This is a genomic window from Planococcus shenhongbingii (assembly GCF_030413635.1).
Classification (GTDB): Bacteria; Bacillota; Bacilli; order Bacillales_A; family Planococcaceae; genus Planococcus; species Planococcus shenhongbingii.
In genome coordinates this window covers 2012409-2037729 of sequence record NZ_CP129235.1, presented here as the reverse complement: position 1 = coordinate 2037729, position 25321 = coordinate 2012409, and the positions used below count along the sequence as shown (strand labels likewise).

The 25321-nt window shown below is 44.4% G+C and carries 30 protein-coding genes; 19 read left to right on the top strand and 11 right to left on the bottom strand.

Going from position 1 to position 25321, the window contains the following annotated elements; translation table 11 throughout:
- Positions 1-43: 43 nt before the first annotated feature.
- From QWY16_RS10075 to QWY16_RS10005, 15 genes are all read left to right on the top strand, one after another.
- Complete coding sequence (locus QWY16_RS10075; RefSeq protein ID WP_300989075.1) at positions 44-415, top strand: nuclear transport factor 2 family protein; 372 nt, start codon at positions 44-46, stop codon at positions 413-415.
- Positions 416-677: 262 nt separating this feature from the next.
- Positions 678-1397 carry a 3-ketoacyl-ACP reductase gene (locus QWY16_RS10070; RefSeq protein WP_300989073.1) on the top strand — a complete coding sequence of 240 codons (720 nt, stop codon included), beginning with the start codon at positions 678-680 and terminating at the stop codon, positions 1395-1397.
- Between the two features lie 111 nt (positions 1398-1508).
- Positions 1509-1958, top strand: coding sequence for an SRPBCC family protein (locus QWY16_RS10065; protein ID WP_300989071.1), 450 nt, complete (start codon positions 1509-1511; stop codon positions 1956-1958).
- A 1150-nt stretch (positions 1959-3108) separates the two neighbouring features.
- A complete protein-coding gene (locus QWY16_RS10060) occupies positions 3109-4356 on the top strand; it encodes a hypothetical protein (protein ID WP_300989069.1) in 1248 nt (415 codons plus the stop codon).
- Positions 4357-4865: 509 nt separating this feature from the next.
- Entirely contained in the window at positions 4866-5210 is a 345-nt protein-coding gene (locus tag QWY16_RS10055; RefSeq protein WP_300989067.1) for a MerR family transcriptional regulator, read from the top strand.
- The gene (locus tag QWY16_RS10050) at positions 5207-5659 is read left to right on the top strand and encodes an SRPBCC family protein (RefSeq protein WP_300989065.1); all 453 of its coding nucleotides are present in this window, start codon (positions 5207-5209) and stop codon (positions 5657-5659) included. The genes QWY16_RS10055 and QWY16_RS10050 overlap by 4 nt, the downstream gene beginning before the upstream one ends.
- A gap of 71 nt (positions 5660-5730) precedes the next feature.
- Positions 5731-6234: a P-loop NTPase family protein gene (locus tag QWY16_RS10045; RefSeq protein WP_300989063.1), complete on the top strand. Its 504-nt coding sequence runs from the start codon at positions 5731-5733 to the stop codon at positions 6232-6234.
- The gene (locus tag QWY16_RS10040; RefSeq protein WP_300989061.1) at positions 6231-6767 is read left to right on the top strand and encodes a Rossmann-fold NAD(P)-binding domain-containing protein; all 537 of its coding nucleotides are present in this window, start codon (positions 6231-6233) and stop codon (positions 6765-6767) included. Before QWY16_RS10045 ends, QWY16_RS10040 begins: the two co-directional genes overlap by 4 nt.
- A 201-nt stretch (positions 6768-6968) precedes the next feature.
- Positions 6969-7742 (top strand): aminoglycoside phosphotransferase family protein, encoded by a 774-nt coding sequence (locus QWY16_RS10035; RefSeq protein WP_300989059.1) that lies wholly within the window; start codon positions 6969-6971, stop codon positions 7740-7742.
- A 68-nt stretch (positions 7743-7810) separates the two neighbouring features.
- A complete protein-coding gene (locus tag QWY16_RS10030) occupies positions 7811-8467 on the top strand; it encodes a YIP1 family protein (RefSeq protein WP_300989057.1) in 657 nt (218 codons plus the stop codon).
- A gap of 241 nt (positions 8468-8708) precedes the next feature.
- The gene (locus QWY16_RS10025; protein ID WP_300989055.1) at positions 8709-9494 is read left to right on the top strand and encodes an MBL fold metallo-hydrolase; all 786 of its coding nucleotides are present in this window, start codon (positions 8709-8711) and stop codon (positions 9492-9494) included.
- Positions 9495-9596: 102 nt separating this feature from the next.
- Complete coding sequence (locus QWY16_RS10020) at positions 9597-9761, top strand: hypothetical protein (RefSeq protein WP_300989054.1); 165 nt, start codon at positions 9597-9599, stop codon at positions 9759-9761.
- Positions 9745-10251: a GNAT family N-acetyltransferase gene (locus QWY16_RS10015; RefSeq protein ID WP_300989052.1), complete on the top strand. Its 507-nt coding sequence runs from the start codon at positions 9745-9747 to the stop codon at positions 10249-10251. Before QWY16_RS10020 ends, QWY16_RS10015 begins: the two co-directional genes overlap by 17 nt.
- Positions 10252-10472: 221 nt before the next feature.
- On the top strand, positions 10473-12479 hold the full coding sequence (locus tag QWY16_RS10010; RefSeq protein WP_300989050.1) for an ABC1 kinase family protein: 2007 nt from the start codon (positions 10473-10475) through the stop codon (positions 12477-12479).
- A 127-nt stretch (positions 12480-12606) separates the two neighbouring features.
- Positions 12607-13530, top strand: coding sequence for a bifunctional helix-turn-helix transcriptional regulator/GNAT family N-acetyltransferase (locus QWY16_RS10005; RefSeq protein WP_300989048.1), 924 nt, complete (start codon positions 12607-12609; stop codon positions 13528-13530).
- Positions 13531-13581: 51 nt separating this feature from the next.
- Here the strand turns inward: QWY16_RS10005 and QWY16_RS10000 are convergent, their stop codons facing one another.
- Positions 13582-14121 (bottom strand): cupin domain-containing protein, encoded by a 540-nt coding sequence (locus QWY16_RS10000; protein WP_300989047.1) that lies wholly within the window; start codon positions 14119-14121, stop codon positions 13582-13584.
- 158 nt (positions 14122-14279) lie between these two features.
- Between QWY16_RS10000 and QWY16_RS09995 the strand changes: the two genes are divergently transcribed.
- Positions 14280-14696 (top strand): GNAT family N-acetyltransferase, encoded by a 417-nt coding sequence (locus QWY16_RS09995; RefSeq protein ID WP_300989045.1) that lies wholly within the window; start codon positions 14280-14282, stop codon positions 14694-14696.
- A gap of 408 nt (positions 14697-15104) precedes the next feature.
- Here QWY16_RS09995 and QWY16_RS09990 read toward each other — a convergent pair whose 3' ends face one another.
- Positions 15105-15494, bottom strand: a complete 390-nt coding sequence (locus QWY16_RS09990) for a VOC family protein (protein WP_300989043.1) — start codon at positions 15492-15494, stop codon at positions 15105-15107.
- Positions 15495-15752: 258 nt separating this feature from the next.
- Between QWY16_RS09990 and QWY16_RS09985 the strand changes: the two genes are divergently transcribed.
- Positions 15753-16586, top strand: coding sequence for an AraC family transcriptional regulator (locus QWY16_RS09985; protein WP_300989041.1), 834 nt, complete (start codon positions 15753-15755; stop codon positions 16584-16586).
- 51 nt (positions 16587-16637) lie between these two features.
- On the opposite strand, the gene QWY16_RS09980 is transcribed toward QWY16_RS09985, so the two are convergent.
- Positions 16638-17063, bottom strand: a complete 426-nt coding sequence (locus tag QWY16_RS09980; RefSeq protein WP_300989039.1) for a hypothetical protein — start codon at positions 17061-17063, stop codon at positions 16638-16640.
- 410 nt (positions 17064-17473) lie between these two features.
- Between QWY16_RS09980 and QWY16_RS09975 the strand changes: the two genes are divergently transcribed.
- Positions 17474-17686 (top strand): DUF3951 domain-containing protein, encoded by a 213-nt coding sequence (locus QWY16_RS09975; RefSeq protein ID WP_300989037.1) that lies wholly within the window; start codon positions 17474-17476, stop codon positions 17684-17686.
- A gap of 367 nt (positions 17687-18053) precedes the next feature.
- On the opposite strand, the gene QWY16_RS09970 is transcribed toward QWY16_RS09975, so the two are convergent.
- The 8 genes from QWY16_RS09970 to arsC all read right to left on the bottom strand — a co-directional run bounded on the left by QWY16_RS09970 (position 18054) and on the right by arsC (position 24027).
- Positions 18054-18176, bottom strand: coding sequence for a hypothetical protein (locus QWY16_RS09970; protein WP_300989035.1), 123 nt, complete (start codon positions 18174-18176; stop codon positions 18054-18056).
- Positions 18177-18380: 204 nt separating this feature from the next.
- Positions 18381-18593 (bottom strand): hypothetical protein, encoded by a 213-nt coding sequence (locus QWY16_RS09965; RefSeq protein ID WP_300989033.1) that lies wholly within the window; start codon positions 18591-18593, stop codon positions 18381-18383.
- Positions 18594-18629: 36 nt separating this feature from the next.
- Positions 18630-19475 (bottom strand): type II toxin-antitoxin system SpoIISA family toxin, encoded by an 846-nt coding sequence (locus QWY16_RS09960; protein ID WP_300989031.1) that lies wholly within the window; start codon positions 19473-19475, stop codon positions 18630-18632.
- A 365-nt stretch (positions 19476-19840) separates the two neighbouring features.
- Positions 19841-21436 (bottom strand): long-chain-fatty-acid--CoA ligase, encoded by a 1596-nt coding sequence (locus QWY16_RS09955; RefSeq protein ID WP_300989029.1) that lies wholly within the window; start codon positions 21434-21436, stop codon positions 19841-19843.
- Positions 21437-21499: 63 nt separating this feature from the next.
- Positions 21500-21661: a hypothetical protein gene (locus QWY16_RS09950; RefSeq protein ID WP_300989028.1), complete on the bottom strand. Its 162-nt coding sequence runs from the start codon at positions 21659-21661 to the stop codon at positions 21500-21502.
- Between the two features lie 65 nt (positions 21662-21726).
- A complete protein-coding gene (locus tag QWY16_RS09945; RefSeq protein WP_300989026.1) occupies positions 21727-22515 on the bottom strand; it encodes a hypothetical protein in 789 nt (262 codons plus the stop codon).
- 144 nt (positions 22516-22659) lie between these two features.
- On the bottom strand, positions 22660-23451 hold the full coding sequence (locus QWY16_RS09940; protein ID WP_300989024.1) for a hypothetical protein: 792 nt from the start codon (positions 23449-23451) through the stop codon (positions 22660-22662).
- A gap of 156 nt (positions 23452-23607) precedes the next feature.
- Entirely contained in the window at positions 23608-24027 is a 420-nt protein-coding gene (gene arsC / locus QWY16_RS09935) for an arsenate reductase (thioredoxin) (protein ID WP_300989022.1), read from the bottom strand.
- A gap of 208 nt (positions 24028-24235) precedes the next feature.
- On the opposite strand from arsC, the gene QWY16_RS09930 reads away from it, so the two are divergent.
- Complete coding sequence (locus QWY16_RS09930) at positions 24236-25006, top strand: alpha/beta fold hydrolase (RefSeq protein ID WP_300989020.1); 771 nt, start codon at positions 24236-24238, stop codon at positions 25004-25006.
- The last annotated feature ends 315 nt before the right edge of the window (positions 25007-25321 follow it).

Sequence of the window (25321 nt, the reverse complement as noted above, 5' to 3'; positions counted from 1 at the left end):
TTAAATGGGCCGAGAAGAAAAAAGATTGAAAGGAGAACTTTATATGTCAGTCGTAACCAATCAGCAGTTTTTTGAAAAAGTGAACCGGGCTTTTATCGAAGGGGATATCAATTTTTTGGCAGACCACGTGGCGGAAGATGTGGTGTGGATGATGTATGGCAATAAGTCAGTCGGCCGAGAGGAATTCATCAACTGTGTCAAGGAAATGGGCATGGGCAACGACACTACAGTTGTTTTAACCATCGAAAATTTGATTGCCAGCGGAAATGCCGTCGCATTGAAAGGGAAAATGCATACCAATACGGAAGCGGGAGATGAAAAAATTTATACTTACTGCGATATCTATGAACTGGAAAATGAAGGATCCGGTAAGATCAAGGAACTGACTTCATTTATTCTGGATGTGAAAGGATGATTGTCCAGGCTTAAGGCTTGTCGCAACGGCATCAAACAAAAAATAACCCGCCCTTGAGCTAACTCTGCGGATTATCCGATAAAAAATCCTGTAAGCCGGTCTCCCTTGACGGGACCTTTCAATCGCTGCTTTGCCGCTCGGTGTTGATGCACCGGGCGGTTTTCTTTTTTTATCAATCCGTACCGCAGATCATGTGTAGCCAGTAAGAAAAAGGGAATGAAAGGATTATGCAGTATTTGAAAAACGAAAGGCGGAATAGTACATGGCACAATCATTAAAAGGGAAAATCGCATTTATTACAGGAGCAGGGAAAGGCATTGGCCGGGCAACTGCTTTGGCATTGGCTAACGAAGGAGTTGACGTCGGACTGATTGCCCGCACTGAAAGTGATCTGCAGAAAGTAGCGGAAGAAGTGCAGGCTATGGGTGTAAAAGCGTCGTTTGCTACAGCTGATGTGTCTTCGATGGAACAAGTGGAAAACGCAGTCGCATCTTTAACCGAGTCGCTGGGGACTGCCGATATTCTCATCAATAACGCTGGAATTGGCAGTTTCGGCCCCTTCCTCGACATCGACCCTGCTGAATGGAAAAAGACCATTGACGTCAATTTGCTTGGCATGTATTACGTGACGCGCGCCGTCTTGCCCCAGTTGATTGACAAAAAACGCGGCGACATCATCAATATCTCTTCGATGTCCGGGTTGAAAGGGACAGCAGGGTCAAGTGCCTACAGCGCTTCGAAATTCGGCGTCCTCGGCATGACCGAAGCTTTGTCCCAGGAAGTGCGCAAACACAATATCCGGGTATCCGCTTTGACGCCGAGCCGCGTCATCACCAATTTCGGCAGCGGACAAGAACCGGAGAACAGCAAAGAGAAATTTATGCAGCCGGAAGATATTGCAGAATACATGGTCGCCCAGTTAAAATTGCATCCGCGGATCTTTATCCCGACATCCAGCCAGTGGGCAACGAATCCATTCTAAAAACCGACCAGGTACCGGCAACCACTAGTTTCCGGTACCTTTTTTCGTATTGGAATATGATACGATAGGGGTATTGAAAAACAGCTGCCGAATCAGTGAGGAGAGGAAACGATGGTCAAATGGAAAGAACAACGGGTCATTCCGGCAAATATTGAAACGGTCTGGAACCTGTTCTCGGATAAAAACATCAAACGGCTCATGCCGAAAATAGAAGACCATATTTTACTAGAGAACAATGACGACGAAGCCGGTGCCAAACATGCCCAGAGTTATTACGAAGGCAAGCAATTGCAGAATTATATCGTTGAAACGATCGCCTACGAAGATTTACCGGAACGAAAATACCGGCATACAAGCTTTACCATGAGCCAGCTGTTCCAAGTGGCATATTACTATACACTCGAAAAAGTATCTGAAGAAGAAACGCTTTTTATTTATGAAGGAACCCAAAAAGGACTGACTTTAACCGCTAAAGCGATGCTGCTTTCCGGAAGCAAAGCGAAGCGCAACGAAACAGTTCAGGCATTTATGGACCGAGTCGAAACCGAAGCAACCAAATAATAGACCTGATTGACGAGTCCGGCATCTGCTGTAAAGCGGCTGCCGGATTTTTCATTGCGCTATTGACTGGGTGGTGCACCACTTGGCTAAAAATAAGTGTTGATTGAAACAGAAATGAACCTATCGGTAGCCATCTTTTTCAATACCTGTAAGTCAAAATAGAAACGATTTTTTAACTCGCGGTCAGCCTAGTAAAAAACACCAGTTAGGTATATCTTTATACTCTCAAAAAACAATGATTTTAAAGTTTTTTTTGAATCTATTTGATGTTTTTGTTAAATAGTATAGAATATTCTGAAATTTTATGTTGCTCTAAAGCGTCTGCTAAGAATATAATGAAGGTGTCAAAATACATATAGTCTTCTACAAAGTTCCATGGGAAAGTCAGGGATAACTGGAGGTACCCCTGGAACACCGTATTACCTATAAGAAGGAAAGGTTGTCTGTGGAGAAGAGGATTCACAAAACACACTAGGAGTTTCGCCAATCAATGAAGTTATTTCGAGCCGATTTCCAGTCAATTAGATTGCACCGCCACATTCATCCGATAACCCGAACAAGAAGAAGGGAAAGCATGTCCAGTAATTCAAGACTCGGTAAAACGGTCATATGTGTACTTGCCGTGTTGTTTTATCTTAAGTTTAGCCAGATATAACGGGCTGTTGTCTTGGTAATTACAATGTTGGCTAAGACACCTACACCGCCAATATGAAACAGGCGGTTAATGCAGAGGAAAAGATGGCTTGCATCGCCTTATTCATCTTAGATTTCGGAAGACTATGAGACCGCCTGTACAGCCTGCCATTCGAGGGGGACACAACGGAAAATACCAAACATTTTGCGCTCTTTGAATCCTTTAACACGCTTTGGGAAGAGAATTGGGTGGCTGTCTGGGAGGGCAAGAGAAAATTTTCAGAATTCGATTCGATGGAACAAATTGCGTTGGACTACGCTCAGTTACGCTTTAGAGCGGAAAAACGCTGCCATCAGCAAACTATACGGTTACATGGAGGCAGAAGGATTTACAGATTTTGGCATGACTTGGACTATGATGCGTACAGTGCAGTTGCAGATACAGGTGAATAGAGAATCCTTTGCCAGTCAAATGAGAAAAAGGACAAATTTCAACCAACGAACGGAGTGAGTCACCATGACTTCTTCATCAACGAACAAAGTATTCAGACGGATCGCTACTATTGCACTTACGACCTTGGTGGCAGGGGGTGGATGGAGTGCACAGATGCCCCTTGCGTCAACCAGCCTGCCAAATGAAAACGAATCGAATGCGCAAAATATGAATCTCCATGATAATGCGGGAATGCCAACACGCAGTTCTGCCCCGATGGTCACCATGCCAGGGAATGACGACCATGCATCTGCCGATTGGGAGAAGGTCACCGATTACGATTATTTCACTGCGTATATCGAACCTGAACTAGTGGGGCTCTTGGACCGACTGAATGGATTGGATGAAAGAAGGGATGAACTCTGGGGGACGACCAACGGCGAGGACGTAACAGAGGATGTACTGGGTCTGGTCACTGACTACAAGCAAATTCGTACCGAACTGCTGTCCATGACGTTCACGGGTTCAATCGAACGCCGCAAGCTTCTTTACGCAGCGGGGGATGACCTGTATCAAGCCCTTACGCTTCGGTCGGACGCCCTTTTCGTGTTGCATGAGGGGCTGATGGAAGGAGATGGCACTACCACGCATGACGAGGTGGACCGAAGAGTCGAGAAATTCAACAAGTTGATGGCAGCATCCGACACCCATATCGACGGACTCAACGACAGCCTGATCGCCCTATATGACAGTTTCCCTGAATTTGATGATGCGAGCCAGAACCCGCCAGAACCCAATGTACCGAAACAACTGACGGACAGGGAGCATTTCCTGATCTACTTCATCAACGACCTCACCTATGCTGTCAACGAAGACGAGATGACCCAAATCTTCTACATCGTGCCGATCATCACGGGATTCGGGTCAGAACGTACGGACGACCCGATTGCCCTGTTACGGATGGGTCAGGGCTACCGATTAGCCCTTGACCAGATTGCGGCGGATTGGGATTTCACACTGCTTGGTGAGAATGCGGCTCATCTCATCGGATTCCAAGAGAACTTCCGCGAGGCATTGAAGTGGCAGGGCGAAGCATCCGCTATCCTTGAAAGGGCACTTCTTAAAAGAGGGGACGGTCCATCCGATGAAGCCTTTGCCGCCAGCTTGGAAGAAGCCAGTGTTTCCTTGCAAAAGGCGTCTGATTCCAACGGTGTCGCCATGGACTATTTTTTCACTTACCTGGAGGCGGAAGGGCTGACGGAGGAAGATTGGGCAGCATGGTATTTTTTAGGATTCGGTGATATCAGTTCCGTTATCGATCGGTATGAATAGAACAGCCGTTATGCTTCGATGAGGCTCAAACGGTTTCACAGGTGTCGAATGAGCCGAAGCTTTAAATGGGAGCAAAATACAGAAAGAAGGAACCCATATAAAACGGTCAGAGTTAAGGGTGCACCGCCTTGGGAAGACACTGTTTCTTTAACTGAGCTAATTCGTAAAATACTCGAACAGTTGATTAAAGTTCACTGAAGAAATTCGCAAAAGTGCGCTATTTATTTCGAAAGGCATATCGGCATTCTTCTAATGGAAATTAGATGAAAGCGAGAAGAGTACAGTCGGGCTTCTGAAATATGAGAAGGCGGGAATACCTTGTTCAATGTTGAAATATATTATAGAAGGAGTTTAATAAAAAATCGATCAGGTTGTGTTTAACCTGATCGATTTTTTTATGTTTTATTAATCCATGTTAACAACTTGTGTTTTAGATGATTATCTTTTTAAACAACTTTACTTTGAAAAAGAGCAAAAGTTAAACAATTTTATTCTCAATCGACAATTGGATGTATATAATCAGCGAGTTTTCGAACATCAGCGGATTATCAAAAGAAACGCTGCGTTATTATACAGAAGCGGAGCTGTTGGAACCTTCTTTTATTGTTCCGGTGAATAAATACCGTTATTATGACGATAGCGGTTACTTCTTAGCGGTTTTATTGATCCAGCTGAGAGGCTTCGGGCTCAGCATCCAAGAAATGAAGCGGGTGAAGGGAGATGAATCATTTCTTAATCTGGAAACGCTGCTTTTGAAAAAGCGGAAGAACCTGCTGGGACAAATCGAAGACCTGCAACCGCTTGTCAAGGAAATGGATGAATTTTTAGCAAGCGGAAAGGATGAAGCGGAATGATTACTTGGAGCGAAGAAAAAATAATTGATGCCAATATAGAAAAGATCTGGAACTTGTTTGCCGATGAAAACATTCAGAAAATCATGCCGAAAGTGGAACGGCACCGATTGATTGAAAAGCAGCCACATGAAGTAGGGGCGAAGCATGAACAGACTTACCGGGAAGGAAAACGTGCAGAGACTTATGTGGTCGAGACGCTCGCCTACGAAGACAGGGACGATAAGAAGTTCAAGAAGACTAGTTTTGTTCTGGGAGGGGCCTTCCAAGTGACGTTTGCTATTGCTTTAGAAAAAATCGGCAAGGACCGGACAAAATTTACCTATTCAGGGCAAAACAAAGGCATCAACTTTGTCGGCCGGGCCATGCTGAAGCTCGGCAGTGAAAAAAGCAATATGAGAGTTGTCCATGAGTTCATGGGAAAAGTGGAACAGCAAGCATTGAAAAATTAACACGCCTGGACCTGCGGGATTGTGTTTTGCTGTCATAGAAAGAAGATTAATCGTAGAGAGATGTGTGTAATGTGAAGGTATACATAAACGGTTCAGTTGGCAGCGGAAAAACAACGCTTGCGAAAACCATAGCTGCAAAACTTAGAATTCCTCGGTTTGAAATAGATAATTTTGTATGGGAGCGGCAAGCAATCAGTGATTTGCGCAATAGTGAAAAAGCGCGGAACAAGCAATTTCAACAAGCGGTCCAACTGCCTGAATGGGTAATCGAAGGCGTTTATATCGGTAGGACGGATAAAGGGTTAAAACGAGCGGATAAGATTATATTTCTCGACATTCCCCCATATGTCCGAACTTGTCGCATCAGTAAACGGTTCATCAAGCAGAAATTGAAGTTGGAGACGGCCACTTACCGGCAGACACTGCGCATCTTTTATAAGAGATTCGGCTGGAACCGGTATTTCGAGACGACCATGAAACCGGTATTTATTCAAAAGCTGCAGCCCTATCAGGAGAAAACGTTTATCCTTAATAATCAGGAAGGCATCACAGCATTATTGGAGGTGACAAGATGAACCCTATTCCACACGCACTTGTAAACGGCGGAACCGGCATGCTGTCAGGAGTCTGTACAGCGTTGGCAGCCAAAAAATGGAACGTTTCGGTGATCGGCCGATCGAAGAATAAGTTCAAGCCATTAATGGAACAGCATCCAGAAGCGATTTTCCCGATACAAGCTGATTACGATTCAGAGAAGATTTTCAGACTGGTTCAAGGAGCGATTGATGAACGGGGAATGCTGGATCTGATCATCAGCTGGACACCGAATCACAAAGCTTTGGAGCGGATTTGCAAGTTGAATGCAAGCAGCGCTCATTTTCAATTGCTGCATATAAAAGGGAGCAAGAGATATTTCCACGATACAGAAATTGACCTACCTGAAAACTGCGCTTATCAAAAAATCTTTCTCGGTTATATGGGCGAAGCAGGAGAAACGAGTTGGTTGAGCCATGAAGAAATTTCAAAAGGAATTTTTAGGCAAATCGGTTCAACAGAAACGGCAAGCATCATTGGGCAAATTGAACCGTATGAAGCAAGGCCACAGTAAAAAATATCAACTAAATAGCTTTTTCGCTAATATATGTAGAATACTACATAAGGGCAATTCAGAAAAATCAAAACCATGCAAACAAAAAAGGAGACAGCGATGATGGAACTGGAAAAGAAAATAACATTCATCAAACAAGCGATGCCTGAAATGGAAATTTGCAAAATAGAAGAAAAGAAAACCGGATGAGACAACGAGATTGTGTTCATCAATAACAAAAAGGTTTTCCGGTTTCCTAAAAACAAAGAAGTGGCTAAAAAAGTGGAAATGGAAGCGAGATTGCTTTGTGATTTATTGAAGCAGAAACAGCTGCCTTTGAACATACCAAATCTCACTCTTTTGTACGGAGACGACAAGAAAATGGTTTGTGGATGCTATGACTTGATCGAAGGAGATATGTGCATCAAGTTCGAAAAAGCAGGAACGTTTGAAAACGCCAAATTGATAGGGGAATTTTTAACACAATTACATAGCCTGGAAATCCCAGATTATATGGAAAAAAAGCATACCACAGCTTATTGGGAAACATTCTATTGCGACGTCCAGAAAGAAATTTTCCCGTGTATCGAACAAGAAGCGCAATACGAAATACAAGACACGTTCGAACGCTTTTTATTCCAACAAGATCCTTCAACAATTTCCTCAACAGTAATCCATGGAGACTTGACCGCCTCCAATATCGTTTTCAAAAGTGCGGAAAACAGGATTACCGGCATCATTGATTTCACGGATGCCCAAATCGGAGATCCGGCCTTTGATTTTGCAGGAATTTATTGGGACTTCGGACCGGCATTCACGCAGCAAGTACTGGAAAACTATAGAGGCACAGAAAAGATTGAAGCGATTTTCAAAAGAGTCCAAGCATTTTACGGCTTGCAGCCGGTTTTTCATGAACTGCTGTTTGATGTGAGAAATCAGAAAGACATCGATTGGCGATATGCTTTAAAAAAATTCTTAGAAATGAAATACCAATGAATTTTACCGGTTTGAAACTTTTGGGAATTTCAATCGTATGAATGATTAAAGAGAGAGGGGAATAGACGATGGTGCATTTGAAAGAAAAAACTGTTTATGGAAAGGTCAATCCTTTCACAGCTATTTGGCTGAAAACAAGAGAAACGGTGCGGTATTTAATTGAGGAAAAATCAATGGGCTATGTCATATTGCTAATGCTGTTATCCGGCATTAGCAGCGGTCTGGTTGGGGCATTCAATACTGAGCTAAATGAGTTGATGCCGGTATGGGGCATCATACTTGGCTCCATCATTGCGGCCCCGATTTTTATTTTGTTGATTTATGCCATCATGGCAGGAATTTATCTGGTCGCCGGCAAGATATTCAAAGGGGTCGGTACTTACCAGGATCTTTTTAAAGCTACTGGAGCAGCGACGATTCCGCAAATTTGGTTAATCCCTGTTTATCTGATTTGGATGCTGGCGGCACCGGAAACGTATTTTGCCCAGCCGGACGGAATGCAAGGTGATGGCGGTGGGCTTATCCTGACGATTTTCGGCTCCGTCCTCATAACGGTTGTAACGATCTGGAGTATCTTTATCAACAGCAAAGCCATTGGAGAAGCACATCGCATCTCCAGCTGGAAAGGCTTTTTTACCATTATGATTCCGTCACTCATTATCGGTGTTGTCATTGCTGTTATTGCAATAGTGCTGGCAATTCTATTTTTCAGCTTTGCCGCTTAAGAAGGCTTCGGTCTTCTTTTTTTATTTGGTGAAATACAGAAGAGAATAGTAATAAATGTATAAAACTACATAAGGGTATAATAAAAAAAGCAAAAACGCAATAAGAAAAGCGACGAAAAACAAAAAGAAGAGTGGGAGGACAAATGAAGCTGCAGGAAGAAGACATACAAGAAGGCAGGAAAATAATTTAAGAAAAGAGAATCATAAATCATGCTAGCTTAAAATGAAAGAAGGCGTTCAGATGATCGACATTTATCAAAAAGAAAATGTGATTTGCGTTGAAGGCACCATCGAAAACTTCGGCCGAAAAGTATTTGTTTACCTCGTTGATGGCATGCTGGTCGATACAGGGCCGGAAAATCTCGGACAAGAACTGATCCCTTTTTATAAACAGCACGAACTGGATCAAGTGGTGCTCACGCACAATCATGAAGACCATACCGGCATGGCAGCTTGGATTCAGGAAAATCTGAAAGCCCCAATTTATGGGCACCCGAAAGGCCTAGCACTGTGTGAAAAACCAGGCGATTATCCGCCGTACCGGCAGCAAACCTGGGGCGGGCGAAAAGCTTTCATTCCGCTGCCGCTCCATGAAACCATTCAATCCCGCAATGGTGAATGGAAAGTGATACATACCCCAGGCCACGCAGAAGACCATGTGTCGTTTCTGAACGAAGAAACCGGGCAGCTGTTCACCGGCGACTTATTCGTTTCACCAAAAACAAAAGTCATTATGGACAGTGAATCGATTCCGCTCATCATGAACTCGATTCGGCAATTGCTGCAATCTGATTTTAAATCGATGTTTTGCGCTCACTCCGGTTATTTTGAAAATGGCAAAGACATGCTAGCGAAAAAAATGGCCAATCTTGAAAAGCTCAGTTCAAAAGTGCATGCTTTGAATGACAGTGGTTTATCTATAAGAGAAATCAATGAAACGATATTTCCCACGAGCTATCCTATCATCGAGTTTTCTAAGGGTGAATGGGACTCTAAGCACATTGTAACTTCCATACTGAACGGATAATGACAGGAAGTGGAACATGGGACCGTGAGTGAACACTCCACTGAAGCAATGATGTGAGAATTCCGGGAACAGCTGGACGCTGAAGTCGAAATTGGCGGGTACATGGCTTGCCTGGAAACCGTCTATACGATCAAAGATGTAGTTTCTCATGCAATCACGCAAATCAGTGATTTCGTGTCGTACCCGGCAAGCTGCTTAGACTTGATGGTTCAGCATCATCTATTCCATACACTTATTGGAGGTACAAGAATTGGAAAAAGTATATGAAACACCACGAATGCATTTAAGAACATTGTCTCAAGACGATTTAAGCGCTGCAATGCGCTTCTGGGGCAATTCGGAAGTTATGGAAGAGTCAGGAGGAGCGACTGCACTGGAAGCTCTCCCACGCGTCCTGGAAGGCTATAAACGCTGTCACTTGGAAAGAAGGCTCTCCGTGTACGGCATTATTGAGAAAGCATCCGGAAATATGATTGGCGCTGCTGGCTTTAATATCAATGATGCCCAAAACACTGCGGAATTGCTGTGCCATCTTGAAAAAGACAGCTGGGGCAAAGGATATGCCACTGAAGCGGTCCAAGCCTGCATCGAATTGGCAAAAAGACATTCCGAAGTTGAAACAATTTACGCTTCTGCTGCTCCCGGCAATGAACGCTCGTTAAAACTGCTGCAGAAAGTGGGATTTCAGTTTATTGACAAGAGATGGTTTGATGATACCCAGCAAGAAGAGCCGTATTTCGAACTGACGGTGAAATGAAGTTGACCGAGGCAGCATCAGGATTGAATTAACTATTCTTGCTTGAAAATCAAAAAAGGATCCGCTGGGGTCCTTTTTTCGTTTTAACAAAGACGGTTTGTTAAAATTTAATAATTGCCTAGGTCCATGCAAAACGTATTGCTTTATATTTGCTATACTAAAAAGATGAAATATTTAACTTAATCATTGTAAATATTTCGATGCAGAAAGGAGGCAAAACCTTGGTTTATGCAGTCCTGCTTTTAGAAATACTGCTTATCACTGTTTTTATTTACTTTGTCAGCGGACGGCTGATGGGGGCACAGGTCAATTTTATAAAACGCGTTTTATCGGTAGCCCTCGGGGTATCGCTGACAACGTTTGTTTACTGGTATTCTTATTTGCGTTATACCGATTACTTATCGGAAAGTGTCCTTAACACCGCCACTGACGTCAGCACGATTGTATGGATTGGCAGCATCCTGCTTATTTCCATGCTGTTGTATCTGTTATTTGAACTGTTTGATCCCATTGAACTTGGCGCAAAAGGGGAACGCATTACCGGAAGAAAGTTTATTTTCAGGCGCCTCCAGCATCGCTGGCGCCGGCAAAAAAGGCTACGCCAAGTCGTGGAAATTGCCATCCGCAACGGCATTTCCAGAGCCCTTAAATACGCAAGGCACCGGGAAAATGACCGGGAGTTGGCGATTGCGTTCCGTGATACGCTGGAACAAAGCGGCGGCATCTTCATCAAATTCGGCCAAGTGCTGTCCACCCGCACCGAATTGTTTCCGCCTGTGTTTGTCGAAGAGCTTGGAACCCTTCAACAAAACGTCAAACCGCTGTCGAGCATCCAAGTGCAGACCATCCTCCAGAATTCACTGTCTGATGAACTGGATGAAGTTTTTTCGCATTTTGAAATGGAACCAATTGCCGCAGCATCTATCGGCCAAGTCCATAAAGCCATCTTGAAAAAAGGCAACCACCATGTCGTCGTGAAATTACTGCGGCCGGAAATCAAACGGATCATGCGGGACGACCTCAATATTCTGGTCGAATTTGCAGAATGGGTGTCCAGCCGGTCTACATGGGCTGAAAATCTTGGTTTCAGGGAACTGGCCATCGGATTTGCTGCAGGGCTCCGCGAAGAAATCAATTTCAATATCGAAACCCGCAACATGATCCAAATCTCGAATGCACTTGAAAATAGCCCTTATCAAGTTAAAATTCCACACGTTTACACAGAATACAGCAACGATAGCCTAATTGTTATGGAGTATGCGGAAGGCAAAAGCATTGCACGAGGAAATGCTGTGTTTCAACAATTTGGCATCAATCAGAAGGATTTTGCGCGGACAGTATTGTTTTCTTTTTTCGAACAGATGCTGGATTCGGGTATTTTCCATGCAGATCCACATCCCGGCAATATCTTTATCGATGAACGGGACGGGTCGCCGATTTTGCTCGATTTCGGTGCCGTTGGCCGCTTAGCTGCTCCTCAGCAGGAAGGGCTTAGCCTGTTCATTATCGGCGTAGAGCAAGGGGACGCCAGTGTCATATATGACGCGGTCACTTTGCTGGTCGAAGATTCTCAGCACATTGACCGACACAGATTTGAACAAGCCATTGGGCAGATTTTATTAAAAATTTCGTTTGTCAACCGGATTCCTACTACTGAACTTATCCATTCGCTGTTCGACTTAGTGCGGGATTTCGGTCTGTCGTTTTATCCGTCTGTCGGAACCGCTTTGCGTTCCTTGATTACGTTGGATGGCACATTGCATACCATCGACCCGTCGTTTGATATGTTTACGGAAGCCAAAGTCTTTGCACAAAAGTATAAGACCGCTTTCCTGAAAAAACCTTTTACAGAACCGAAAGCCGTCAAAGAACGGCTGGAAAGCGAACTTTCTTTGCTGATCCCGGAAATGCTCAAATTGCCGAAACGGCTGGACCGTCTTGTGGAACGAGTGGAAAGCGGAAAAATCATTTTGCATCACGATGTTTTTTCAGACCGGAAAAATGCCAATTTTATCACGCAATTATTTTCCCGCTTTATTTTATTGATGACAGGGATCACGTTCGGCCTTGTGTCATCCGCGTTGCTTGCCATTGCCCAGTTTATCCAGGCGGCATATGCTGTCTACCTGAACACAGCCGCCTATACCGGGTTATTCTTATGTGTCATCCTACTGGTCCGGTTATCCGTGCAGGCAATACGGGATATGAAGCGAAGCAACGATATTTGAATTTTACCGCCATCCAGTGCAGCCGGCTGGATGGTTTTATTGTGATCAAAAACTAGTTGACAAAGTCAACTAGTTGGATTACTCTTTATTTAATTAAAAAAATTCTGAAAATTTAAGGGGTTTTAGAATGACAGAGCGCACCCATACAGAAGAGATCCGTAGATTTAACCGGCATTATGCCAATATGTTAGGGAAAATCGATCAGCGCATTTACGGAAAGCCATATCCTTTAAGCGAAGTTCGGGTCATTGCCGAACTATATGGAAAACAACATGCAACTGCGACCGACATACGCGAAAAATTGGGCATCGACCGCGGTTATATGAGCCGCATGATCCAGAAGTTCCAAGAAGAAAACATCATTTCCAAAAAACAAGCATCCACAGACAAACGGCAATTTTTGATTCATTTAACCGAATACGGAGAAAAAGTTCATCGAGGATTGGTAGACGATGCTAACAGGGAAGTCGGCAAAATGATTGATGCACTCAATGCACAGCAAGTGGACCGTTTGACTTCTGCCATGAGAACCGTCGAGTCTTTGCTGAACTTCGAGCAAGCGGAAGTGCCTCGTGTCATTATCCGGCCGTATCAACCGGGTGAACTTGGCTATGTGTCTTATTTGCACGGCGCGTTGTACAGCAAGACGTATCAATTCGGCGCCCTCTTTGAATACTATGTCATGAAAGGCCTTGCAGAGTTTATGATGGATCCATCGGGCGGAGAACTGTGGATTGCGGAAGTCGACGGAGAAATTGCTGGGTCAATCGCCATCACTCGATCCAGTAAGGATACGGCCCAGTTAAGATGGTTTGTGCTCGATGAACGTTTCCAAGGGCTTGGCATCGGCCACAAGTTGATGGACACCGCATTGGCATTTTGCCGCACACAGCAATACCGGCATATTTTTCTATGGACCGTCAACATTCTCGAAACTGCGCGGCATCTCTACAGCAAATACGGTTTTACTTTGACCGAGCAAAAAGCGAATAACGATTGGACAGAAGACGAGTTGCTTGAAGAGCGCTGGGACCTCGAGTTGGGTTCGTAGGCCATAGAAGCACTCAGTTTTTCACTGAGTGCTTCAACAGCCTATAAGAAGTCATTTAATTCTTTTAGAACGGATCAATAGTTTGCTTACAGGAGCCATTAATAAGAAAAGGAATTTCTGAATCGGCCAGGGCGGTTTTGTAATCCGGATATCGTTCTGGTACCTGAGTGCCAGGCGGGACAATATCAATAAAGGCGGCAGCCCTTGGCTATTAAGCTTCTGAGCATGAGCTAAAGCGAAATAAGTTTTAAAAAAATGATCAATTGTCAAAGCTGGTCTGAAGCGTTGAATCGAGTGAACTTCCTGCGGGCCCTCATTCCAGAAAAAGTGGGGGACTCCAGGCGGAATCGTCACTTTTTCTCCCGGGCCGACAAGGTGATTCCGCCCTCCAATTGAAAAATGCAAAGTACCGGAAAGCACTTCTACAGAACTTTCTTGTCTCGGATGGACATGTTCCGGCTCTTTTTCGTCCGATGGCGGATTAAACGTTTTAATCTCTAAGTATGCGCCGTTGGTATCCTGAGCCGTTGTGCGGAAAATCATTTTTTGGCCATTTCGTGGATTGAAGATGGTTTGATGTGCCGTCGTCATTGAAATAACCTCCATTTAAAATGAATTGAATGGCATACGGGATGGTTAAAATCTCGAAAGACAGGCAACTATTCCTTAAATGATGATGTCGTCCCGTTTCACATATTTGGAAGGAACTGCAGATTACCTTAACTTTAAAAGATAGGGGATGAAATTCAATGAGTTCACCAAATGGCATACGAATCACAGAAGAACCGCCAGCCGATTTTAGAGCCGTTTTTCAGCTTTACCGGGAGTTGGCATGGGATGCACTCGGATTGACGGCAGATGACTTGGAAGGAATGTGTCAGCAAAGCTGGTTTGTCAGTTATGCGTATCACGGCGATCGATTAGTCGGAATGGGGCGGATCTTATCAGATGGCGTGATTACTGGAATTATTTGCGGGCTCGGCGTTTCACCAAACCATCAAGGAATCGGCATTGGCCGTAAGCTCATGGACCAGCTGATTGAACAATGCGATCGCCACCGGATCATTCCGCAACTGATGTGCAGCGAGAGCCTGGAGCCGTACTACGAGACGATGGGCTTTGAAAAATTTGCAATAGGCATGACACGGAAACGAAAAAGCGAATAACCGGTTTGGTTGATGATGAAGATGAATTCAGGAAGCAGGAGAGGCCGGTAAAAAAAGCCTCTTTTTCTTAAAAAATATTTAAGTTGACATAATATAAATTATCGGAAGTAGTGTCTCATTTAGTAAGTATACTTAAGACAGTGAGACAAAACCGATTTTTTGGCTGATTTCGAGCATTTTCCGGCTTTTTCGCTTTTCAGCTCGTTAGCTGCGTTTTACGCTGTTGTTAGTTTTGGCTGACTGTATTTTGATATATGGCATGAGATTTTTTTAAAGGATTCTTGAATCGGTTTTGTTTCAATGAATTTACTTAGACGTTGTTAAAATCTCTTAGCTAACATTAAAATATTCATCCGTCATTCTTAAGTTTGCGGAATCGGTCTCATTCAAGTTCAGTCCGAGCTGTCTTTACATAATCAGCAAATTCCACCGATGTCCATCCAAATCGCTGAATCCCGCTCCGTAAAAACCGTTCGATTCTCCAGGCTCACTGAACACTGTTCCACCTGCTTGAACTGCTTGTTGGCACATCTCATGGACTTCTTCGCGGGAATCCGCTGATATGGACAACAATACTTCGATACTTTTTGATGTATCTGTCAATTCGTGTCCTGCAAACGTCTGCAATGTCGCTTCTGGAAATAACATAATCATGGAATTATGCTCCCCGATGACAATACCGGCCATTTGCTCACTGTCTGAAAACCGCTCATTAATGGTAAACCCCAATGCCTTGAAAAATTCCTTCGATTTGTTCAGGTCTTTTACCGGCAAATTGATCCAAAAATCTTTTGTCATTGCGCTCTTCCTTTCTTTTCCTGGATTTTCCTTGCTTCTGACAGAACTGGTTGTACCGCCATTATAGGTCCGTTTTTAAGGATTTTCTATAGTTTCCCCTAAACTTTCCTAAAATTCCACCTGATTCCGCCTTTCATAAACCTATCGATTCTTGTTTTTAACTTTACGAAAATCTGGAATTCACCCGGATTTTACAATATTTTATATTAATTCTTGTTATAATGGATGATATACCCTTTATAGAAATGAGTTGGAGCTATGCATGCAAATCTGACCGATCCTCCCTTCTTCTTTCATTCAGCAGGCGAAATCCGGCATTCAGTCGGCAATCGCCACTTGAAACCGCTCCATGTCCATCCGGAAGCCTGTGAAATCATGCTGGTCTTGGAAGGCCAATGCCGCTTTGCCCTTAACCAGAAAGCTTATACCGCCGGTGCAGGCGCAATCATGCTCATCAATGCCGGTGATTGGCATGCGGAAGCCTCTGTGAGCGGCCAGTCCTTTGTTTGCCTGTACCTCAGCTGCTCCGGGAATCTAATCGAAGGCTGTGGCACAAACCAAATCAGAGCGCTCCAGGCGTCTCCTGTGCATCAAACGACGGAGTTTGAACGCCTGCAATCGGTTCTAACGCAGATCCTGGAAGAAAACAGCAGCTCCTATGCCAATAAACGGCAGACGGTCGGGCATTTGCTGGGATTGTTCCTGAGTGTCTTGAACCGCTCCCTTGCCCCGCCATTCACGGCAGAAAGTGACCACCGGCAGCATGTACGGATCGCCAAGCGCTTTATCGAAGAAAATGTGCACACGTCGCTGACTTTGGAACACATCTCCACAGAAGTCGGCTTAAGCAAATACTACTTGGCCCATATCTTCAAAGAATGTACGGGCATCAGCCCGATCCAGTACGCCATTCAATGCCGCATCCGTGCTTCACAGCATTTATTGGTCCATTCAGCCTTGAATATCCAACAAATCGCCCGCCGCACCGGCTATAAAAGCGAAACGCATTTCCAGCAAGCTTTTAAGAAAGCGACCGGACAGACGCCGCACAAATACCGGACAGCGAATAAAGAAGCATCCGCCAATACATAAAATGGCCATTAAAAACCAGGGATCCACATCTCCGGTTTTTAATGGTCTTTTTCATTCCAATTCAGGTTCGATTGCTTTGAGGTTATTGTCCATCCCCAACCTGAACAGCAACACTGCCAGCATGCCCGTTATCGGCGTCATCACCATCATCTCGAAAGTGGAATTGGACACCAAGTTGCCTGCGGTATTGAGCACCATAATTCCAAACAGCAGCCAAATGCCGACCTGGACGCTTTTCGTGAACCGCCCTTTGAGAATATAACCGGCTTTTAAAGCAATGATGAACATAAAAACCACTTGCACAAAAATCGAGATGATTTCAAACGCCAGGATCTGCGATTCGTTTTCGAGCCTGCCGCCCCATACAAAACTTGCAGGGAGTATTTTCACGAGGATCAAGACATGCATGACAATGGACAGCACATTGATAAATAGAATGACGTTGCAAGCGGTTCGGACACTGATCATTTTTCTCATGTTCATCCGCCTCTCTTTTATAAGACCGCATTATCGACACATGCGTGATTCTATTCGCTATTCTTTTGAAAAATCCTTTAATCACTGCCTAAATGACACATAAACAAAGGATATAAAAAGATGACTCCGCAATAGCGGAATCACCTGATTGAAGCGATGGGCCTTCTTTATTAAAGGATAGGTTTATCTCTCATCAGCTATGGCTAAATGGTTAATTGCTGAAATGGCTTTGATTTATAAGAAAATTTATTTAATCATCATAATTTTATGCTTTTATAATATTTTTTTGCTCTTTTGATAAATTCGGCAGATAGTATGAAAAGCATATTCTGTATTTGCATCTAAGCGGCAAGAGCTGTACCTTATTATCAAACAACATCAAATTCCAATCGGATAAAGGAGGAGTTCCCATGAATCCTATGGCATTAATGTCCCTTGGCTTTCCAGTCATGATTATCGTGCTGGTGGTGATCGCCCTTTATAAAGTATTCGTGAAGAAAAAATCCGTCACGCCTTTTTATACGCCTTTTGACGAAATCACCGGCCAAACCGGAGTGGTTTTTCATGAAGAGCAAGAAGTGCATGCCGAAGACCCGGACCAAGGCGACGACAAAGACCGCTGATCGGCTATCTCCAAAGGAAAGGTGCCACCTTCGAGTAAATTGCCTGCTGTTTATTAGATTTCCTTCCCTTTCGTGTTTAAATACGTTCCGTTCCACTCAACAAACTGCCCACTTCACCAATAGAAGCCCATCCTGCTCGTGAAGCAGCGACTTTTCTCAAAATACTGTCCGCAGAATTAAATTTACTGTCCGTTCCAGCGAAATACTGTCTCCAAGCAACGATTTACTGTCGGCAAACGCTAAAATACTGTCCCACACATCATTTACCCCAAATAAAAGACAGAAGCCTTTTTTGCTTCTGTCTCTTGTTCGTCCGATTCGGATTTGTTGCTTCACCGTAATCATTTGAATAATCGCAATCAGTTTCTTATTGCTTGCCGCTTCGTTTGCCGAATTTGTATACCATAAAAACCATAATCAACGGGACAGCGACCATCAATCCGAATATCGCTACAGCTGCAATCATTTGAATACTGGATGTGTCATTCACAAGCGCATTCTCCTTTTTCTCTTTAATGAATTGTCTCTTCACTCCGATTCTACACCATTTCTGAGGTGCCCGAGCAATTCTTAATTTGTTTCACATTTCGCAACGCTTTTTTATTGCGGTTTCATCCATGCAACCTTCATGCAAAGGCAATTGGTTGTCTCTATATCACAAAAAATGGAGCCCCGGATAGGGACTCCATTTGACTTAAAAGCCTTTGCTTCGACCAATCTTCCGAATGGCTTTTTCGTTTGACTCTTCCATATCTTCGACGAGCGAAAACATCGAATGAGCTGATACGACTGCTCGTTTTCCACCTGGAGCCAGTCTTTTAGCTGCGATACCTACACGTCCACCTGATAAGCGAGAACTGCTTTTACCAGTAGTTCCTCTTGAATGGCTTTGAGCTACTTTCGGCATAAACGTTCCCTCCTTTGCTCTTAGTATATCAGATTCTTACGGAAGCCACCAATCTAATATGTATGCCATGTTCATTAAATGCGAAGCATCCACGCCATTTGCCTTAATTTCCCCTTTGCCTACAACGGATAAGAGAAAGTTGTAATGGTACCCAAAGTAAGGCATGACCACAATGGTCTCGCCCAGATCACTAGTGATTTCCACTTCATGCCCATCCTCCAATCGCGTTATCCACTGTTCTTGCTGTTCGACATCTACAGACAGCATGCCGTGATAACGGATGATGTCTGTCAGGCTTTGATTCATCGATCTTTTTAGTTCATCGTCATCAGCGGTTGTGTCCACTTCGCGAAGATGAACTTGCAACTGCATCTGGTCGGTGTACTCAGAAAAATAAGTCCGCAATCGCTCTTGGTACTCCGCCCAATTCTGCGGAGGGTTCATGGAGACCAAGTGGTTGTCTGTATACGCCACTACATTGTGGAATGCCAGCACCTTAGTTGTGTTGTTCCGAAGAATGCGTTTGTTCTCACTTAAGGTTTTCAATGTGTATTCTCCTTGTTTGAATTCCGCATTCCAAATCTTAGTGATATCTGGAGTTTGGAACAATGCCAAATCCAGAAAAATTGCCGCACCCGCTAATTGTAAAAGCAGCTGCCAATCGGAAACCGCAATCGTTTGATCAATCAACAAAATACAGAGTAAACTGACGAAGAAAAGATAGAATCCCTTACGAAAGCTCAGCAGATTATTGTAATAGGTTTCGGTTTTAAAGAGGAAGATGACGAATGTCACCATCAAAAATAAAGCCATCATCACTACTAAAACAATTGGGTTTGATAAAAAATTCCATAACACACTGAAAAAATCTTTTACTGACATTGATTCGCTTCTCCTTTCCGGCTATGCCCAAAGAATATCGCATATTTTTCGGCATATCTTATTATACAAAGATAAAAACAAAACACCTGCTGATTTTCAAAGCAAGCACCAAATATTTTACGCTTATTCTTTCATGCTTCATTGAACCATACAATAGCCTATGGCAAACTGTGTATCCCAACTACTGGAGGCACACATCAAAAACTGGAGCCTGTAAGACTCCAGTACCGGCCGTTGCGCTTTATGGCTTTATGCCCTGATTCGATTGCCATCCCCCTTATTTTTTTGCGCTAAATTTACAAAGCCCATCAACCCTTTTTCACATCACAAAAAACCCGGAACTGCAAAAGCTCCGGGCCAACTGATTAATTCACTTTTTTGGCACTGTTCCAGTACATCTCACGCAAACGGAATTTCTGCAGTTTCCCGGTGGCGGTTTTCGGCAGCGCTTCCACAAAATCAATCGACTTCGGCGCTTTGAAATGCGCCATCTTCTCACGCGTGTAGTTGATGATGTCTTGTTCCGTCACCTGGGAACCCGGCTGGAGCACGATGATCGCTTTTGGCACTTCGCCCCATTTCTCATCCGGCACCGCGATGACGGCAACTTCCATGACGTCCGGATGCTTGTACAACACGCCTTCGATTTCTGTCGAAGAGATGTTTTCGCCGCCGGAAATGATCATGTCCTTGATGCGGTCCTGGATTTCGATATAGCCATCCGGATAAGTCACGGCAAGATCGCCCGTGTAAAACCAGCCGTCGCGGATCGCTTCCGCCGTTTTCTCCGGATCTTTGTAATAACCGCTCATGACGACGTTGCCGCGAGTGACGATTTCGCCAAGCTCTTTGCCGTTCCAGGCGACTTCCTGGCCATCTTCCTGGTTGACCACTTTCGTCTCCCCGTTAAAAGCCAGTTCGATGCCTTGGCGCGCTTTGATCGTCGCTTGCTCTTCCGGCGATTTCGATTCGAATTCCTTTTTCCATTCGTTGTACAAAATGAACGGAGACGTTTCCGTCAGCCCGTAAACATGAATCATGTTAAGACCGAGTATTTCTTGCGCTTTGCCGATCAATGCCGCAGCGGGTGGAGCTCCGGCTGTCGCCATGCGCAGTTTGGTGGTAATCTCTACGTGTTTCGCTTTCGGATCGTTGACGAGCATATTGACGACGGTCGGAGCCCCGCAAAGAATGGAGATCTTCAGCTGTTCGAACAAATCCAGAATGAGCGGCGGATCGACTTTCCGCAGACAGACATGCGTCGCGCCAGCCGCAGTGATGGCCCACACACCGCCCCAGCCGTTCGCATGGAACATCGGCAAGGTGTGCAGGTACACATCGTCATGGACGACATTCAAATGGTGCAGGAAGTTGGCGGCATTCAAGTAGTTGCTGCGGTGCGTCAGCATGACGCCTTTCGGATTGGACGTGGTGCCGCTTGTGTAATTGAGTGTCAGCATCTGGTTTTCATCGATATCAACTTCAGGTACGTGTGCATCTTCCGGCACTTCCTCGATAAAGCCCTCATACGTCACACCTTTGATAGTGGAGGTGCATCCCGACACTTCGACAACGATGTATTTGTCTATCGGCAACTTGTCCTGGATGTCTTCAATAATTTTCCCGAACTCGGCATCCACAATGAGCGTCTTGGCATCACTGTGGTTAATGATGTACTCCAAGTCTTTTGCCGTTAAGCGGTAATTGAGCGGCACCATGACCGCGCCTAATTGGCAGATGCCGTAAAAGCATTCGAGCATATAATGCGTATTGGGCAGCATAACCGCGACGTGATCGCCTTTTTGGATTCCGGCATTATGTAGGGCGATGGCCAGGCGATCGGTGCGCTTGCCGAATTCTTGGTATGTAAAGCTCTTGTCTTCGTCAATCACCGCGATTTTCTCAGGGTAGTATTTAATGGCACGGCGTTTCCAGTCGAGAGGTGTCAAAGCAGCAAACATATTCTTTTCCCCTTTCAATCCCATATTTTTTATAAGTTGTTATAAAACAGTATATTAATCCATTTAAACTGTGTCAATGGAGTTGTCGAAATTGAACGAAAACTTCATCATTTGCAACAGTTCGCTATGCATGTCAACTTCCCCTTTGAATACGGTCGCTTTGTACTCCACCCAAGCTGCGCCTTCACATGCCAAAAAACGGCGGTATTTCCATTTATCGTTCATTACACGGCAGATTGCTTTTCCTTTATAGTAAGTCAACACATATAAAAAAGAGCCGCTATGGGCTCTTAAAGCTGATGCTTGAGGAAATAATCCGTGAATTCCTCTTTGTAATCTTCAAGGATTTCGAAGAACTTGTAGTTGTGCAGCTTGCTGTAGTCCTTGCCGTACTTCTTGAAATAATCCATCAGGTAATTGAACAATTCGTCGTACAGTTCCATGAACGGTTCATCGGTCATCCGCTCAAACCGCTCCAAAAACAAGTGAATGGCATCTTCGTCGCTCTTGTCGACATAATAGAATAAATCGCTCATGCTTCGAATCAAAGCAAGATAAACGTGGCGGATGTTTTCTCCCTTGGAAATTTCATCCCTTGCCTCCAAATAAAACGGCAATTCATTCAAGTAGATGTCATTTTCATGAATACTCTTTTTCCGTTCGAAGGAGGCATGCGCCTGGCAGAAAAATTCCGACCAGAAGAAATAGCCGTCCCGGTCTTTCCATTCCCCGTACTTCTCGAAATCCGTCTGCAGGCGGTAATGCTCCACTGCATGTCCCATCTCATACGTCAGCAGGCTTTTGGTCAATCCGCCATAAACTTCAACACCGATGACGCTTTTGTCGCCAAGCGGGTAATGCGCCGATTTCTCCGCTCCGCTGCGCCTGTCCGGCATGCCGTATGCCTTCCAGATGTACCGGCCAAAATCACTTCGTTCCGTATAGAACAGGATGGTTTCCACTTTGTGCCGGAAGTTGAACGTCGGGTAACACCGCTCCGCATCCAGAATCATTTCCTGAAAATCCACTGACTCGTCTGATAGGTTTAGAAAGTTAACGCCTGTCGCTGTTTTATTCATATCCACTGTCTCCATTTCCATTGAATTTCCTGGTAGGGATCCACACCTCTTTTCAATGACGGCTTTCTTATCCTATACCCGAAATACCATCGCCTACCCATCCTCCCTATAATTTTCCAAAAAGAAAAGAGCCCCTAAAGGCTCTCATTGGTTGTTTTCTGCAAAGAAGTTGGTGAGTTCCTGTTCGTATTGCTCCAGCCGTTCAAAAAAGCTGTATTCGTGCGTGGCGTTGTAAAATATGCCGTTCCGCAATAAGTAGCTGTTCAGCTCCATGTAGAGCGTTTCATAGACAGTCATGAATTCGGGAGACGAATCCTGTTCGAAGCGGTCCAGGTAATAGGAGATGGCTTGGGTGTTTTTCTCCAATGTGTAGGGGTGCAAATCCGCCATGGAATAAATCATGTAAAGAAAGGTCTGTTGGATGTGCTTGTCGTCAAAGAACAAGCCCTTATTCTCCAAAAACATCGGAAAATTGGTGAGGTACAGGTCATTGCCTTCCGGTGTCCGCTGGGTCATCGAAGCATGGGCTTGGCAGAAGAACTCCGACCAGAGCCGATAACCCCGGCGTTCCTTCCAGCCTTCATAATTCGTGATATCGCTTTTCAACTTATGATGCTCGATGGCGTGCCCCAATTCATGGGTCAGGAGCATTTCAGTCAATCCTTTGATCGCTTCCACGCCGATGATGCTCTTCAACCCATGCGGATAGTGAATCGCACGGCCTTCTTTGCTGTATTCGTCTTCGATCCCATATTCATTTTTTATGTATTCAGTGAAATATTTCCGTTCGGTAAAAAAGACGATGATTTCTATCTTATCCGCAAAATTAAAGTCTTCGTAAACACTCATGGCACGTTCAATCAGTTGGTTAAAATCCTTACTGTTGGTATCTTCCAGTAATGCCAGGTAATGAATGCTGTTTGCCGTTTTGTACACAACGATACCTCCCTATCTTTTATCCTTTTTCGTCAGAGAAGAATTCTAGGTCAAATCTCCTCAACTCTTTTATTCTAGCAGGTTGAACGCAAAAAAGCCGTCCAGAGGACAGCTTTCAGCTTGTGTTTTATTACCGGAACATTCCCAGTGCATATATTAATGTCCGTCTTCCGAGAAGGTCTTGATGCGCCTGCCAATATCGTCACGCACTTGCTGAAACACTTGCCATTTTTCTTCTTCCGTACCTTCGGCTTTTGCCGGATCTTCAAAGCCCCAATGGTCGCGTTTAACGTGAGGCGGTGTTGTCGGGCATTTATCTGCCGCATCTCCGCAAAGCGTGATGACCAGATCCGCGTTATTCAAAATTTCCGGATCGATCAAGTCTGAAGTCTGTCCAGCAATATCGATACCGATTTCTGCCATCGCTTTTACCGCTTTCGGATTCAAGCCGTGCGCTTCAATGCCGGCGCTATAGACTTTCCACTCTTTCCCTAAATATTCTTTTGCCCAGCCTTCCGCCATTTGGCTGCGGCATGAATTGCCGGTGCATAAAAAGTAAATCGTTTTTTGTGTCATGTGAACTTCTCCTTTTTTAGCAGTTTGCAAGCATATGCCGCGGATACCCATTGGTCTTTACTCTTCGAACTATATAACAATCCATTTTCGCGCGTCAAACTTTATCGATTGGCACAGGATTGTCATGCTTAAAATGAAACTTTCTATCCGCTGGAAACGTATGTAAGTAAAGCAAGGATAAATGTTGTGAAAGAAAAGAGGCCGGACAATGAAGTTATCTTATAAGGAGTATGGAAATCAACATGCACCGTTAATGATTTTTATCCACGGCGGTGGAGTCGGCGGCTGGATGTGGGACAGGCAAGTCCGCCATTTCAGCAGCTATCATGTAGTAGTACCGGAATTGGATATCTTGGAGAACGCGTCTCCATTTTCCATCCATGCAAGTGCCGATCATATCATTGCTTTAATAGAAGAAAAGCGGCAAAACAAGCCGGTCATCGCCATCGGGTTTTCATTGGGGGCCCAAATCTTATTGGCCGTTCTTGGCAAAAAGCCGGATTTAGTGGATTATGCCATGGTCAACAGCGCGTTGGTTAAATCATGGCCGTTCACCGGTGCATTGATCCAAACTTCCGCTTTCTTTCAGCCCCTGGCCAAAAGCAAAGCATTCTCCAGGCTTCAAGCAAAGTCATTGTACATAGAAGAACCTTACTTTGAAACCTACTACCGGGACAGTTCCCGCCTTAGGAAACAGGATTTGGCTGTCTTGCTGAAAGAAAACATGTCGTTCACGCTGCCCAGCAACTTCAAGCTGGCTTCGGCAGACATACTGGTCACGGTAGGCGAGAAAGAACGAAGCATCATGAAAGAATCGACGAAGGAAATCAGGAGAAGCAATCCCAACTGCAGAGCCCTTATGTTTCCGGAAATCGGCCACGGCATTTCACTCGCGAAACCCAAGTTGTTCAACCGCGTCATCGATCATTGGCTGGCGGATATTGAATTCCCGGATGAAGTGATGGCAATAAACGAATGACGAAAATCTTGTTGGAGAACATTTTCTCCTGGTCCTCCCGTGCGGCGGACAACTGCTTGTTATAGCAAATTGGAATCAGAAGCAGCGATTAAGCCGGTTTAAAAGAAAGTTAAAATCCGCTGAAAGCTGCTTTGTTTTAATTGGTTTTTGTTTGTTGAGCTTCCCTTTGAAAACTTTATATTATTTCCCTGAAAAAGCTATAGGGCATTGCAAAAACCGGTTACTTCATGAACAGCATGAGTTTTTTTGTTGTCTGCTTTTTTTGATATTTTTGTTAAACACTTATGTAATGATGTATTTAAGGAAACAAAAACC

Bases quoted from the DNA above. Each gene is read 5' to 3' on its own strand.
- QWY16_RS09945 (WP_300989026.1), bottom strand. From the start codon at position 22,515: ATGAATAAAACAGCGACAGGCGTTAACTTTCTAAACCTATCAGACGAG.
- QWY16_RS09990 (WP_300989043.1), bottom strand. From the start codon at position 15,494: ATGACAAAAGATTTTTGGATCAATTTGCCGGTAAAAGACCTGAACAAA.
- QWY16_RS09950 (WP_300989028.1), bottom strand. From the start codon at position 21,661: ATGAACGATAAATGGAAATACCGCCGTTTTTTGGCATGTGAAGGCGCA.
- QWY16_RS09965 (WP_300989033.1), bottom strand. From the start codon at position 18,593: ATGCCGAAAGTAGCTCAAAGCCATTCAAGAGGAACTACTGGTAAAAGC.
- QWY16_RS10070 (WP_300989073.1), top strand. From the start codon at position 678: ATGGCACAATCATTAAAAGGGAAAATCGCATTTATTACAGGAGCAGGG.
- QWY16_RS09980 (WP_300989039.1), bottom strand. From the start codon at position 17,063: ATGAGAAAAATGATCAGTGTCCGAACCGCTTGCAACGTCATTCTATTT.
- QWY16_RS09955 (WP_300989029.1), bottom strand. From the start codon at position 21,436: ATGTTTGCTGCTTTGACACCTCTCGACTGGAAACGCCGTGCCATTAAA.
- QWY16_RS10000 (WP_300989047.1), bottom strand. From the start codon at position 14,121: ATGACGACGGCACATCAAACCATCTTCAATCCACGAAATGGCCAAAAA.
- QWY16_RS09985 (WP_300989041.1), top strand. From the start codon at position 15,753: ATGCATGCAAATCTGACCGATCCTCCCTTCTTCTTTCATTCAGCAGGC.
- QWY16_RS09930 (WP_300989020.1), top strand. From the start codon at position 24,236: ATGAAGTTATCTTATAAGGAGTATGGAAATCAACATGCACCGTTAATG.
- arsC (WP_300989022.1), bottom strand. From the start codon at position 24,027: ATGACACAAAAAACGATTTACTTTTTATGCACCGGCAATTCATGCCGC.
- QWY16_RS10005 (WP_300989048.1), top strand. From the start codon at position 12,607: ATGACAGAGCGCACCCATACAGAAGAGATCCGTAGATTTAACCGGCAT.
- QWY16_RS09995 (WP_300989045.1), top strand. From the start codon at position 14,280: ATGAGTTCACCAAATGGCATACGAATCACAGAAGAACCGCCAGCCGAT.
- QWY16_RS10065 (WP_300989071.1), top strand. From the start codon at position 1,509: ATGGTCAAATGGAAAGAACAACGGGTCATTCCGGCAAATATTGAAACG.
- QWY16_RS10025 (WP_300989055.1), top strand. From the start codon at position 8,709: ATGATCGACATTTATCAAAAAGAAAATGTGATTTGCGTTGAAGGCACC.
- QWY16_RS09960 (WP_300989031.1), bottom strand. From the start codon at position 19,475: ATGTCAGTAAAAGATTTTTTCAGTGTGTTATGGAATTTTTTATCAAAC.
- QWY16_RS10020 (WP_300989054.1), top strand. From the start codon at position 9,597: ATGGCTTGCCTGGAAACCGTCTATACGATCAAAGATGTAGTTTCTCAT.
- QWY16_RS10055 (WP_300989067.1), top strand. From the start codon at position 4,866: ATGTATATAATCAGCGAGTTTTCGAACATCAGCGGATTATCAAAAGAA.
- QWY16_RS09975 (WP_300989037.1), top strand. From the start codon at position 17,474: ATGAATCCTATGGCATTAATGTCCCTTGGCTTTCCAGTCATGATTATC.
- QWY16_RS10030 (WP_300989057.1), top strand. From the start codon at position 7,811: ATGGTGCATTTGAAAGAAAAAACTGTTTATGGAAAGGTCAATCCTTTC.
- QWY16_RS10050 (WP_300989065.1), top strand. From the start codon at position 5,207: ATGATTACTTGGAGCGAAGAAAAAATAATTGATGCCAATATAGAAAAG.
- QWY16_RS10075 (WP_300989075.1), top strand. From the start codon at position 44: ATGTCAGTCGTAACCAATCAGCAGTTTTTTGAAAAAGTGAACCGGGCT.
- QWY16_RS10060 (WP_300989069.1), top strand. From the start codon at position 3,109: ATGACTTCTTCATCAACGAACAAAGTATTCAGACGGATCGCTACTATT.
- QWY16_RS10040 (WP_300989061.1), top strand. From the start codon at position 6,231: ATGAACCCTATTCCACACGCACTTGTAAACGGCGGAACCGGCATGCTG.